The following is a 12,887-nucleotide window of genomic DNA, read 5'->3' on the forward strand; positions in this document are numbered from 1 at the left end:
TTCCTCAATAAAGATGAGTTATGGGGTGTGTCGGACCCGAACTTACGGGGGCATTGGCGGTGATTCAGACCGCGGCATTCTGGGTGCGCCGCTGGGGTGGGCCATGATAGCAGAGTGAATCAGGAAATGTATGACAGCGGAAAAATTCACAGCGCCGCCGGCCTGGCCGGTCAGGCCGGTGCCCGCCAGGCGCTGCTCTCCGGCACCGAGCGCATGCCGTGCTCATAAAATTGCAGGTTGTTGCCCCAAAATTTTGTGCTGCTCTCTCACCAGTTAACCAGCGTATCTGTCAGTTTTCTTCAAAAGAAAGAGAGCGCATTCGCTGCAAGTCGCGATGACATCGTCGCTGCAATCGACTTTCTGGTCACTGGCATTTAACGCCCGCACTTGCGGCGGCTCTTGGGCGACTTCGACCTGGCCGCGCACCGATAGCGGCCATCCCAGCCGGGCAGGGCCTGCTGTTGGGCGGCCAGCGTGGCTGCCGGTGTGTATCAGGGCGATACCGTCCTAATCCTCAATCGGTTCAACGCGCTCAATCCTTGGCAACTGGTAGGCATCCGTCAGCGCCGCCTTGGCGGGCTCGTACAGGCGCATCACAGCCAGAAAATGGCCCGCCGGGGTGGGCAGCCAGTTGGCCTGTTCGTCGGGCGGGGTGTGCTGCAGGTACAGCGTCAGCGAGCCATCGCTGTTGAATTGCAACTGGTCGCTGCGATCGCCAATGCTGTAGCGCTCGATGGGGTTGGGGGCGAGCTTGGCGTCCAGGGTGTACACGCTCAGCGACCAGAAGCCGTCCACCGGCGGCAGCTGGCCGGGCGCAAAGTGCATCCGGTAGCGGTGTTCTCCGCTCAGCATGGCGCCTTCGGCGTCGAACAGGGTGGCCGGGTACAGGCTCTCTTCCGGCAGGTTGCCGTAGCCGCCGCGCGCCACCGAGGCGCGGTGCATGTAGTCGAAACCGTAGCGGCCGATGTTGCGGGAGATCATCCAGCCGTTCACGTCGGCAATGGTGCGGGCTGTAGAGGCCTCCACGATGGCCCGGCCTTCGTCAATGGCCGCCAGCAGGCTCTGGCGGGTGGCCGGGCTCAGGGCCTCGGCGTCAAAGTCCACCCCGGGGCCCACGCCAATGGCGTCGAACTGGGCCATCAGGGCGTCTTCGCCAAGGCGGCGTGGCAGGGTGCGCAGGTTGCTGTTCAGAATGTCAAAAAATGCCAGGCTGTCCAGGGGTTCCAGCGGTTCGCCGCGCGGCGGCGTGGGCATGGCCGGGCGCAGGCCGGGGGTAAATTCCGACAGGCCCGCCGCCCACACCGCATTCACCAGGGCCATGGCCTCGTCAAAGTCGGCCTTGCCATCCACCAGCATGCGGCCCAGCAGCCAGCCGGTGGGGGTGTCTACCGGCACTTGCTGAACCCCGGGCGGCAGCGTGCCCTGCCAGCCGGGGCCGGTCAGTGCGAAGTACTGTTCATCCGTGCCGGTGGTGCGCCGGCCAATGTGCGTCACTTCGGCAAACTGGTTGGTGACCGCAATGGTGAAGTAGCGGCCGCCGGTATCCGGGGTGTGGATAACGAGGGGCTCCTCGCGCACGTCGTACCAGGCGGTGTAGTACAGGGTGTCGTTGTTGGGCGCGCGGAAGTTGGCCTGGGTTTGCGGGGTGACAAGGTCCGGGAAGCGGTAGAAGCGGTTCACCGGGGCCAGGGTCTGCTGGTCTTCGCTGATGCGGTGGGTCTCGTTGTGCATCTGGCGCGCCATGTCCACCAGCGGGTAGCCGTAGAGGTAGGCCAGCACGCCGATGTGCTCGGCCATTTTCTCGGCGATCAGCGCGTCGTTGTGCTGCCGGCGCGAAGCCACCAGTTTGCCGGTATCCCAGGTGAGGTAAACCAGTAATCCTCCAACCAGCAGAAGCGCCACCAGAACCAGCGCCAGTGTTTTTTTCATTATCGATCTCCACCACAGGCAAGCCATTGAGGTTAGCAAACTTGCCGGCCTTAAAGGCCTGCGGGTGGTCGTGCAAGTTGAACTGTTGCCGGGGGGGGGCGGGGTTCTAGCCCTCGGCTATTGGTGCGCCAAGGGCCTTGCTGTAAAAGCCCGAGGTATCAAAGCAGCAGACGCGCTTTTTGCCCGAGGCCAGCATGTCGCAGGCGTCGTTCACCCGCTTGTGCCGGGTGGTGGCCTGCTTGGCGCTGGTGATCCAGTGAATCCAGTCGACACGGGCCAGGGTGGTAGTTGCATGCCAGGTGGTATGGGCGGCTGGCGTCGCCGCCAGGGCCTGCGCCAGGTCGGCGGGCACATCCGGTTCCGGCTCCTTCTTCACTGGCTGGATGGTGAGTGCTACCGCATCCCCCACCTCGGCGCCGGCGGCTTTGCGCAGGGCATCATCCACCCGTAGCCAGTGGCTTTTGTTGCCATCTGGCTCCAGCTGCGCCGTAAAGGGCTGGCCGTTCAGCGTGCCCTCCACCGAGGTTCGCCCGCGTCGGGGCAGGGTGTCGCTCACCGCACGCGGCAATACGAGAAAGGTCCAGCCGCTTGCATCGTCCGGGTTGAGTGGGCGCTGCAGCACGGCGTCACATTGCGAGGGTGGTTGGTTCTTGGGCATCAGGGGCTCGTGTAAATGTGGCGCTTTCGCATTGCCTGCTTCAGCCGTCACCCGGCGTCGGGGCGAATTGGGCGAACACCTCTTCACCGGTCAGGTTGCGCGTGTTCTGTGCAAAGTCGTAGTAGGTCGGCTTCTCATCGATAAAAATCTGCCCGGTCAGTTCCCAGCCTGCTCCGGCATCCAGCAGCCCTACTGGCAGCGCGTAATGGCCGCCTTCCTTGAGGCGATAAAAAAGATGGGTACCGCAGTGCCTGCAAAAGCCACGTTCCGCCCATTCGGATGAGCTGAAAATGGCAACGTCGTCAGTGCCTTCGATGTTCACATCGTTCTCGCACTCCACCGCCAGCAGCGGCCCGCCGCCCCATTTGCGGCACATACCGCAGTGGCAGGCTTCAACGTGTTCACTCTTGCAGGTGGCTGTTATCTTGACGGCGCCGCACAGGCAATGGCCTGTGTGCTGTGACGGGGATGACATGGCCTTCTCCTCGGCAGGGTGTGTGTTGAGCTTAGCGCAAATACGATGGTTGTGTGCCGGCGGCTGGATTATCTTTTGCGCAAGACGCGTAGCCCATGCGACTGCACAATCGGTCAAGTGAATGGGCTGCGCGACTGATCTGGATCGTTACAGGCGGTTGGCGACATAGATAGCTGGACAACGGTGGGCCTACAGCGTCTCCCGATAGCCTTTTGGTGTGAGGCCAAACCAGCGTTTGCAGGCGCGTATTAAACTCGCTGCGTCGCTATAGCCGGACTGTAGCAGTACTTCCTTCATATCCCGTTGCCTATCACGGAGGAGGACTTCCACATGCTTGCGAAGATAGTCATCCTTGATATGACGGTAGTCTGTGCCCAGACGCGCCAATCGATCGCGTACTACGCGGGGGCTAAGTTGCAGTCGCTTGCAAATATCTTGAAATGACGGAATGGAGCCGTCGGTATCCAGCGCATCCTGAATTTCACTTCTGACCCGCGCTCTGAGATTACCCGATTCTCGAAAGACACTGACCACTTCACCGGGTGACTCCCGCAACCAGCATTGCAGTTCGGTTCTGCTTCTGGCCACCGGATATTCCAGGTAGAGTTCGGGGAATACCAGGCGGCTGCTGTCACTTCGAAAATGAACGGGGCAGCTGAAGGGGTTGAAGCCGCTGGCTTCTGGTTCCATTGGCGCGTGCGAAAAGTTCACCCTTACCAAGGGGAGTGGCGTTCCGATACACCAGGAAAGAAAGCGGTGCCAGAGCATCATATAGAATTCGATCAGGAAGTGATCCGGGTCTTCAGGGCCGATGTAGGTGCGCACCGACAAATGTACCTGCTTCTCAACGCGTTTCACGTTCAGTCGTAGTGAAGAGGGTGGTAGGAAATCCAGTATCAATTCGCCTCTGACCAGGGCTTCTTGCAGTGTGTCCTCGCGTGCCATGTAATCGCAAACCAGGGCAAAAGTGCCCTTTGGAACCTTCTCCGGAGCCAGCCCAAAATACTCGTCGTTTGTTGCTTTCCATAATGCCTGCAACACCTTGGCGACTGGATCTTCACCTTCGTCCGAGGGTTCTGTGTACCGATTGATGTCACGTATTAGTGCGTCATACTTTTCCGGGTCTAAACGGCCTTTTAGGCAACGGTCAGCTTGAGATTTGATGACGCCGAGATAGTGTCGTTCAATGGTCTTTTTTTCGGTATTGTCTGCCACGCATACGCTCTTTGAAACAATCTATCGAGTTGCCAGCACTGATGTTGGGCGATTCTCTCGTTACGGAATGGGATGGGCCCAAGGAGAATCAATCCCTTTCACGAGAACCGGTCGCCACTAGTTACCATGCCTTTGCGAGTCTGCTGTTGTAACGCCGTGCAGAGCCCGCCACCGTACCGGTGCCATACCGAACCGAGCGCTAAACCAGCGAGTAAAGGAGCTGGGTACAGAATAGCCCAGGAGATCGGCGATTTGATTGAGGGAATAGCGGGGATTGCTGAGGTAGCGCTGTACCAGAGTGGAGCGCACTTCGTTGATCAGGTCTGAAAAGGTAGCGTCGTCATCTTTTAACCTGCGCTGCAGCGTTCTGGCGTTAACCCCCAGCGCCTGGGCAACCTGCTCAATGCTTGCGCGCCCCATGGGCAGAAGCATATAGATGGCCTGCCGCACTTCCTGTATTTCCGACAGCGGCTCGACCCCTTGCAGTGAGGAAACGAAATCCTCTGCATAGCGTGCCATGGTGGGTTCTGCCTGGGGATTGGGCAAGTCGAGGTCGGCCGCGGGGCAAACGATACCATTGAACTCGGCGCCAAATTCCACCCGAGCGCCAAACATGCGCCGGTGCAACTGGAGATCGGGGGGTGGGGCGTGGGTGAAGTTGACACTGTGTGGGAGCCAGTGGGTACCGATTATGGCGCGGCACAAGCGGAACAGTACACCCATGGCATATTCAGTAGATTGCCTCGCGGGTATGGCTTTCTCGGTCACCACCTCCTCGCGGATAATCACCAGATTGCCGGCGCTCTCAATGTGCATTACCAGCGCTTCATTGAGAAGGTGGCGGTAGTGAATGGTGATATGTAAGGCGTCGCGCAGAGTCCGCTGGTGCAGCAGCAAAAGACTCATGGCGCCTAAATCCGACAGCTGCCGTGTCTCCGCCATGCGCAGGCCGAAGGTAGGGCAGTTGCTGGCAAGTGCGGAATTTTCCAGAAGTGCCACTGAGGCATCAGTGGATATGCGGTTGTCAGGCTGCTCTAGCAGCGCCGCGTTCAGCCCCACTTCGGCCAAGAGCCGGTGTGGATCCAGCCCCATTTGCCGGGCCAGCTCTACGTAGTGTCTTAACGATGCTGCCCGTATCTTACTGGCCATCCTCTACTCCATTGACGGTATGGGCAAGAACCGCTTCCCCCCAGGAATTATCGCCCCCCTGTCGTGAAATGAAAAGCCGCTGTCGCGCAAAGTGAAGCTGCAGCATCTTCTGCGGCCTAAAGTAATGCCTCAGCACGACCCGCCAAATCCAATAAATGCTAAGAGGAGAGCCGCCATGGTCAAAGCCGTTCGCATGTACGAGACAGGGGCCCCCGACGTCCTACGCTACGAGAGCGTCGAGGTTGGCGAACCTGGCCCGGGAGAAGTTCGTTTGCGGCAGGTGGCCGTCGGGCTGAACTACGCAGACACCTACTTTCGCAACGGCACCTATCCTATTTCACTGCCCAATGGCATGGGTGTTGAGGCCGCCGGCGTAGTGACAGCGGTTGGGCCGCAGGTCGACAACGTGAAGGAAGGCGACCGCGTCACCTACACTGGCTTCATCAACACACTCGGAGCCTACGCCACCGAACGGCTGGTGCCAGCAGGACCGCTGATCAAACTGCCGGAATCCATTGCCTTTGAGACCGCCGCGGCGATGACCATGCGCGGCCTTACCTCGGCTTACCTGCTTCGCCGTATCCATGACTTCAAGGCGGGCGACACGATTCTGCTCCATGCCGCCGCCGGCGGAGTCGGCCTGATTGTAAGCCAGTGGGCACGGCTGCTGGGCCTGCGGGTAATCGGCACGACGTCTTCACCGGAAAAGGCTGAACTCGCCCTGGCTCACGGCTGCGAGCACGTTATCAATTACAGCCACGACGATGTAGCGACGCGCGTTCGCGATTTGACAGACGGTACCGGGGTTGACGTGGTTTTCGACAGTGTCGGTAAGAGCACCTTCAATGCTTCACTGGATTCCCTAAAGCGCCGCGGGCTTATGGTCTGTGTGGGCACCGCTTCCGGGACTATTCCACCCTTCGACCCACAATTGCTGGCCATGAAAGGCTCGGTTTATATGACGCGGCCAGCCCTTGCGGACTACATCGCAGATCCGGCGGAAAAGTCGGCGCTGGCGACTGAGCTGTTTGACCTTGTTGGGAGCGGGCAAATTCAGATCGAAATCAACCAGCATTACGCGCTGCAGGATGCGGTACAGGCCCACCGCGATCTCGAAGCGCGCAAGACGACCGGCTCGTCCATCTTCGTCATCTGAGGCTGCCAACATGCGTATCCATCAACTGACCTGTAATATCGGCGCCGAACTCAGCGGTGTTAATCTTGCTGACGCCATTCACGACGATGGCCTGTTTCTTGAACTGCGCAGTCTACTGGTGCGGCACAAGGTGCTGTTTTTGCGGGACCAGAACTTCTCGCGCGCAGAACACGTGGCATTTGCAGAACGCTTTGGTGCGTTGGAAGATCACCCGGTAGCCGGATCCGACCCCGAACATCCTGGCTTGGTGCGCATTTACAAGCAGCCCGATCAACCGGTGGATCGCTACGAAAATGCCTGGCATACCGACGCCACCTGGCGTGAAGCGCCACCGTTCGGTTGCGTACTGCGTTGTATCGAGTGTCCCCCTGTGGGCGGCGATACCCTGTGGGCCAACATGGCACTGGCCTATGAGATGCTGCCCAAACACATAAAGGAGCAGATTGCCGATCTTCGGGCGCGACATTCCATCGAGGCCAGTTTTGGCGCCGCCATGGCGATGGACAAGCGACTGGCACTGAAAGCACAGTATCCGGACGCCGAGCATCCCGTGGTGCGGACACATCCGGAGAGCGGTGAAAAGGTTCTTTTCGTAAATGCGTTCACGACCCACTTCAGCAACTACCACACACCTGATCGAGTACGCTTTGGCCAGGATGCCAATCCCGGTGCCGCTGATCTTCTGCGCTATTTAGTCAGCCAGGCCTACATCCCGGAGTACCAAGTGCGGTGGCGCTGGCAGCCCTACAGTGTTGCCATCTGGGACAACCGCAGCACCCAGCATTATGCGGTGATGGACTATCCGCCATGTCATCGCAAGATGGAGCGTGCTGGCATTATCGGTGACAAGCCGTACTGACCCATCCTCCGAGCAGCTATCACAGGTATTCCAGGGAATTCACTTGGGTGCCTTTTGTTGGCCACTCAAGCACAGGATACGGACTACGATGCTGATCATTTTAGTCTCGGTCATCGGCGTCGCGGCGGCGCCGCGCAACACCTTGCGCGGGTGCAGCGGCACTGCCGGCGCGATGCCCGGGCGAGTACATGACATTGATACAACACTGACGGCAATCGCATGACGCACACCCTTCACATCGACATATACTTTGATTTTATCTGCCCTTGGTGCTTGATCGGCAAAAGGAATCTGGAACGTGCGCTTATACAACTGCGTGAGACTCACCCGGAAGTCGAAGTGCGCCAACGGTGGAAGGGGGTACAGTTACTGCCCGATCTGCCACCGAACGGTTTGCCCTATCGCGCCTTCTACCTGAACCGGCTGGGCAGCGAGGACGCGGTACGCCAGCGCCAACTGCAGGTGCAGGAGGCCGCCGGTCGGGCGGGTTTGACACTGAACCTGTCCAACATTCCTCGGATGCCTAATACGCGTATGGCCCATCATCTGTTTCAGGCCTGCAGCCACCGTGAAGCGGCCGTGGAGCGATCGAATGTGCTGCTTGAGCGGCTTTTTTCTGCGCACTTTGAAGAGTGCGCTAACCTGGGTGATGCGAACCTGCTGCAGGCCGCAGCGTTAGAGTGTGGCTTTGATAGGGATACGATAGCGCAAGCACTGAATGATCCTGCGCCTTTCGGATCCGGCGCCTCGCCCGCGCCCTCTTCTGTACCGAGTTTTGTGGTGGATAAGCACCGGCTCGTATCCGGGGCACATCCCCCGGACGTTCTGCACCAAACCCTATTGCAATGCATCGCTGCTGGGGCGCACCAATGAGCGGGGCGCTGATCACTTTGTGAGGCACAACCCGTTTTGCACCCTGTCGCGCGCACCGATAAAGAAATTTTCTATGATTGTTACCACCTGGACCACATTACGCACAAGATCTCAGACCCTACTGCCAGGTGTGATCGCCAGCACGATGGTTGCGGCGGCCGCAACCTTCCTGTCGGAGCACTACGATGCGCCGGTCATGTTGTTTGCCCTGCTGCTGGGCATGTCAATGAACTTCCTTGCCGTGGATGGGCCCTGCAAGGTGGGCATCGAGTTTACGGCGCGCAGCGTGCTGCGTGTAGGTGTGGGGCTGCTTGGCCTGCGTATCACTTTCGATCAGATCGCTTCATTGGGGTGGGGCCCGGTCGCGCTCGTTATCGGTATGGTGGTCATCACTATCGCTCTATCAATGGTTTTGGCACGTGCGATGCGCTTCAATACCCTTTTCGGCTTGCTGACCGGTGGCGCAACCGCGATCTGCGGCGCTTCTGCAGCGATGGCGCTTTCCGCGGCACTGCCGGCGCACCCGGGCAAAGAACGGGCGACCCTGTTCACGGTGGTGGGTGTGTCGGCTCTGTCCACGGTGGCGATGATCGTCTATCCCATGATTGTGCACTGGTTCGACCTGAGTGACATCGACGCCGGGATCTTTCTGGGTGGCACCATTCACGATGTTGCCCAGGTAGTCGGTGCGGGTTACAGCATCTCGTCGCAAGCTGGGGATACCGCTACCATCGTAAAGCTGATGCGGGTTGCCATGCTGTTGCCGGTCATTGTCTGTGCTGTGATGGTCGCCCGCGCGCAGGGCGGAGAAAACGGTGCCGAGCGGCCGCCTCTATTGCCCTGGTTCGCAGTCATGTTTGTGCTACTGGCCGCGTTCAATAGCACCGGATGGGTGCCGCCAATAGTTCAAGGCTTCGGCAATGAGGTATCGCGCTGGTTTTTGGTGATTGCCATCGCTGCGCTGGGCATGAAGACGCAATTGCGGGAGTTGGCTGCCGTCGGTATTAAGCCTGTGCTTCTGATGATTATAGAAACGCTTTTTCTTGCCGGCATGGTGTTAATGATTCTTCGTATGGGGTAGGTGCCGACTCGCCGGAATCTGAATGCCGGTTGCTCGGTGTTCTAATAGATTGGCTATCTTGTCCGCAGCCACTGGCCGGTAGTGTTTTGTCGATGCCCTTGATCGGCAGCCGTGCGACGCAGGGTCCTGTCCATGTCGTGTAATGAAAAGCGTTCGTCGTGTAATGAAAAGCTGGGCTGCGCTTGGTAGCGTACATTGGCCACCGATGATAAGAGCAGTTCAAAGCCATTCAGCTAACGAAAAAAATAGTAGGCATTCATGGCTCATTCGATTCCAGCGCTGGATAGCAGCGATACATCGCACAACCCTGTGACCAGGCGCTATGCCTGGGTGGTGTTTGCGTTGACCTTTGGTCTGCTGATTTCAGACTACATGTCCCGCCAGGTGCTCAATGCCGTCTTTCCACTGATCAAGGATGAGTGGTTGCTGACCGACCAGCAACTGGGCCTGCTCAGCGGTATTGTTGCCTTGATGGTGGGGCTGCTGACGTTTCCGTTGTCGCTGCTTGCCGATCGTTGGGGGCGTATACGCAGCCTGGCGCTAATGGCGATTCTCTGGAGTCTGGCTACTCTTGGTTGTGCCCTGGCACAGAGTTACGAGCAGATGTTCCTGGCACGATTCCTGGTGGGGGTTGGCGAGGCGGCCTATGGCAGCGTCGGCATTGCGGTAGTGCTATCGGTGTTTCCTGTCGGGCTCCGGGCAACCCTTGCCTCGGCCTTTATGGCTGGAGGCATGTTTGGCTCGGTGCTGGGTGTTGGCTTTGGTGGAGTAATCGCCGAGCACTTTGGCTGGCGGTCGGCCTTTAGCAGCATGGCATTGTTTGGTTTGGTACTGGCTGTACTGTACCCCTTCATTGTCACCGAGAAACGCATAGGGTCGTGCCGGTTGGCGGCATCGGAAAAGGGTGTGTTGGACAGCAACCCATTGCGTACACTTTTCAGTACACGCTCTGTCCTGTGCGCGTATATAGGTAGCGGTTTTCAACTATTCGTCGCTGGAACCCTGATCGTGTGGGTTCCCAGCTATCTTAATCGATACTACAACATGGAAACCGACCAGGCCGGACTGTTGGCCGCATTCTTCCTGGTTTGCAGCGGCGTAGGCACCATTCTGTGCGGCATGCTGTCGGACTATCTCGCTCGCCACTGTCCCGCGCGCAAGGTCTCATTGGCAATAGCGTACAGCGTGTCCACATTTCTGCTGCTCTCGCTGGCCTTCGCCCTGCCCCATGGCGGCCTGCAGTTGGCCCTGCTCACACTGGGCATGATGGTGGTCAGCGGCACCAACGGCCCGTCTACCGCTATGGTTGCCAACCTGACCAACTACAGAATACACAGCACGGCATTTGCCACCCTGACCCTGGCCAACAATCTCCTGGGAATGGCGCCGGGCCCTCTGCTTACAGGACGGATTTCGGACATGGTTGGCCTGCAGGCCACTTTGCAGCTGGTCCCCTTTATGAGCCTGTTGGCGGCAGGTGTGTTCTTCCTTGCCAGATGGACCTACTTGAATGACGTCCAAAAGGTGGGCAACTCGGTTTGAAATTTTCATGCGATTCGCAGGGCGTTGTACTGTCTGTGCGCCCGGGTGGCCACCGAGCAACACCTCCACGTCGGCCGCTGTTTGCCAAATAACCATCGCGTTGAACTCATTGGAATGCGCCTTAAAACAGGAGCGAATATGCAACGTTGTAAATCAGTACGGCAGAGCCTGCTGGCCCCGGGGCCGGCCATGGTCCTGCAATCCTTGGTGTTCACCCTGGCTGTTGTTGCTGCTTCTGGCGTTCTCGGAGAAACCTCTGCGAATACCGAGCTGATGCAATTTCATCGTCAGTTTGATCGCGAGGCGCCACCTGTCGAGGTATCAAAGGGGGTTTACGCGTTTTTTGGTACCGATTACGCCAACTTTTCTGTTGTTGAGGGGGACGATGGACTGATCGTTATCGATACCGGCTGGCTGCCCGATACAGTTCGTCCGCCTTGGGAGACGCTTGCCTCTCAATTGAAAAAGCCGGTCAAGGCCATCGTCTATACCCATGTCCACGGAGACCATTTTGGTGGCTCTTCGGTGTTCATGGAAAAAGCAACGGATGATGTCGCCATCTATGCACCTGAAGGTTGGCAGAGATACCTGAACTATTTGGATAACCACAAGTTCTTTCTGATCACTGAGCGGGTGCTGTCCCAGATGGGTAGCCTGTTGGAGGAAGGACCACAGGGTACGATTGGTTCTGGCATCGGCCCTTCTCCCAGGCTGGGTGGCCAAACGCCGGATATCGTTTCGCCAACAGTGAGCATCGGCCAGCACACCACCGTGACGATAGCCGGGGTGAGGGTGGAGATGATCCCGGCGGCTGGGGATATTGCCTCTCACATGATGGTTTGGCTGCCCGAGCAAAAAGTGCTGTTCAGCGGCGATACCCTGGGTGGCACGCTCCCCTTTATGGTCACACCGCGTTTTGAGCCCGAGCGCGAGCCCCAGGGTTTTATTGATTCGCTGGCCGCGGCCATGTCCCTGCATCCAGAGGTGGTGGTGCCTGGCCACGGCCGGATACTGTTGGGAGCCGATGACGTCGATGATGTGCTGCAGGCCAATATCGATGTGATCCGTTATCTTTCCGATCAGGTATTCCGGCTTGCGGCGCAGGGAAAATCCGCCGATCAAATGATTGACCAGCTGAAAATTCCTGAGCCGCTGGCCAGTCATCCGGATCTGCAGCCCTACTATCACCGTCTCGACTGGTTGATTCGCGGTGCAACGCTGAAAGTGACCGGCTTCGCTTCTGATATCACCTCGCTGACTCGCCTCACCCAGACAGAAGAAGACAGGCGTTTGTTTGCGCTGGCTGGTGGTACGCCGCGAATTCTCAAAGCCGCTAAGGACGCATTGGACGATGGTGAGGCGCGTTGGGCTTTGTCGCTCGCAACGCGAGTGCTGGATTTGAACCCCGCCGATTCAGCGGCACGGGATATTCGGTTGGACGCCCTGCACCGTATTGCCGCCGAGACCCGATCGGCCGCCGAGCGCAACTATCTGCTTACGCGACTTAAGGACGAAACCCAGGGCATTGACTGGGATACCCTGCTCAGTGCCCGCGCCGAACTGCTCGCAGCCGGGCGAGACTCCGCGGCACTACTTGCCGACATGCGTTACCGCTACCGGGTGGAGAATGCGAGCGAACCCCGGTATGACCTTGCCGTGACCATCAAAGATGAAGCGGACACCTATGTCTTCGAGATTTCGCCCTATGCCCTTGCCTTCAAAGGCGAGGGCGGCAGTGCCGCTACCCATACCTTGTCGCTACATCGGGGCACCTTGATCAAGCTGTGGGCGCGCAGTCTTTCCTGGCGTGAAGCCATGGCGAGCGGGGCTATCGAGTACTCCGGGCCAGTTGCGCAGAATTTCGCCTCGCTCATCGACTAGGGTTGCTCCAAGAGGCTTTTTATTTCGCTGTTTGCGCCAAGCGCCAAGTGGCCAGCAGGCCAATAGAGG

13 protein-coding genes are annotated in these 12,887 nt (G+C 58.6%); 8 read left to right on the forward strand and 5 right to left on the reverse strand.

Annotated elements, in window-relative coordinates; genetic code table 11:
* Positions 1 to 255 precede the first annotated feature (255 nt).
* Positions 256 to 378 carry a CcdB family protein gene (locus tag DDZ17_RS17055; RefSeq protein WP_241505931.1) on the forward strand — a complete coding sequence of 41 codons (123 nt, stop codon included), beginning with the start codon at positions 256 to 258 and terminating at the stop codon, positions 376 to 378.
* 129 nt (positions 379 to 507) lie between these two features.
* On the opposite strand, the gene DDZ17_RS17060 is transcribed toward DDZ17_RS17055, so the two are convergent.
* The 5 genes from DDZ17_RS17060 to DDZ17_RS17080 all read right to left on the reverse strand — a co-directional run bounded on the left by DDZ17_RS17060 (position 508) and on the right by DDZ17_RS17080 (position 5,426).
* Positions 508 to 1,929 (reverse strand): DUF1254 domain-containing protein, encoded by a 1,422-nt coding sequence (locus DDZ17_RS17060; RefSeq protein ID WP_170150229.1) that lies wholly within the window; start codon positions 1,927 to 1,929, stop codon positions 508 to 510.
* A 106-nt stretch (positions 1,930 to 2,035) separates the two neighbouring features.
* Positions 2,036 to 2,587, reverse strand: a complete 552-nt coding sequence (locus tag DDZ17_RS17065; protein ID WP_116368168.1) for a DUF1905 domain-containing protein — start codon at positions 2,585 to 2,587, stop codon at positions 2,036 to 2,038.
* Positions 2,588 to 2,627: 40 nt separating this feature from the next.
* A complete protein-coding gene (locus tag DDZ17_RS17070; RefSeq protein WP_116368169.1) occupies positions 2,628 to 3,062 on the reverse strand; it encodes a GFA family protein in 435 nt (144 codons plus the stop codon).
* Positions 3,063 to 3,251: 189 nt separating this feature from the next.
* Positions 3,252 to 4,277 (reverse strand): AraC family transcriptional regulator, encoded by a 1,026-nt coding sequence (locus DDZ17_RS17075; RefSeq protein WP_116368170.1) that lies wholly within the window; start codon positions 4,275 to 4,277, stop codon positions 3,252 to 3,254.
* Between the two features lie 117 nt (positions 4,278 to 4,394).
* Positions 4,395 to 5,426, reverse strand: a complete 1,032-nt coding sequence (locus tag DDZ17_RS17080; RefSeq protein ID WP_116368171.1) for an AraC family transcriptional regulator — start codon at positions 5,424 to 5,426, stop codon at positions 4,395 to 4,397.
* Between the two features lie 175 nt (positions 5,427 to 5,601).
* On the opposite strand from DDZ17_RS17080, the gene DDZ17_RS17085 reads away from it, so the two are divergent.
* From DDZ17_RS17085 to DDZ17_RS17110, 7 genes are all read left to right on the forward strand, one after another.
* A complete protein-coding gene (locus DDZ17_RS17085) occupies positions 5,602 to 6,582 on the forward strand; it encodes a quinone oxidoreductase family protein (protein WP_116368172.1) in 981 nt (326 codons plus the stop codon).
* A 10-nt stretch (positions 6,583 to 6,592) separates the two neighbouring features.
* Positions 6,593 to 7,441, forward strand: a complete 849-nt coding sequence (locus DDZ17_RS17090) for a TauD/TfdA dioxygenase family protein (protein WP_116368173.1) — start codon at positions 6,593 to 6,595, stop codon at positions 7,439 to 7,441.
* Between the two features lie 88 nt (positions 7,442 to 7,529).
* Complete coding sequence (locus DDZ17_RS22925; RefSeq protein WP_277749333.1) at positions 7,530 to 7,664, forward strand: hypothetical protein; 135 nt, start codon at positions 7,530 to 7,532, stop codon at positions 7,662 to 7,664.
* A complete protein-coding gene (locus DDZ17_RS17095; RefSeq protein ID WP_116368174.1) occupies positions 7,661 to 8,314 on the forward strand; it encodes a DsbA family oxidoreductase in 654 nt (217 codons plus the stop codon). Before DDZ17_RS22925 ends, DDZ17_RS17095 begins: the two co-directional genes overlap by 4 nt.
* 73 nt (positions 8,315 to 8,387) lie before the next feature.
* Positions 8,388 to 9,395, forward strand: coding sequence for a YeiH family protein (locus DDZ17_RS17100; RefSeq protein WP_116368175.1), 1,008 nt, complete (start codon positions 8,388 to 8,390; stop codon positions 9,393 to 9,395).
* Between the two features lie 258 nt (positions 9,396 to 9,653).
* Positions 9,654 to 10,937: an MFS transporter gene (locus DDZ17_RS17105; protein ID WP_116368176.1), complete on the forward strand. Its 1,284-nt coding sequence runs from the start codon at positions 9,654 to 9,656 to the stop codon at positions 10,935 to 10,937.
* A 189-nt stretch (positions 10,938 to 11,126) separates the two neighbouring features.
* Positions 11,127 to 12,818 (forward strand): MBL fold metallo-hydrolase, encoded by a 1,692-nt coding sequence (locus DDZ17_RS17110; protein ID WP_170150230.1) that lies wholly within the window; start codon positions 11,127 to 11,129, stop codon positions 12,816 to 12,818.
* Positions 12,819 to 12,887: the final 69 nt, after the last annotated feature.

Origin of the sequence: Parahaliea mediterranea (genome assembly GCF_003402235.1) — a bacterium.
In the GTDB taxonomy this organism is placed as follows: Bacteria; Pseudomonadota; Gammaproteobacteria; order Pseudomonadales; family Halieaceae; genus Parahaliea; species Parahaliea mediterranea.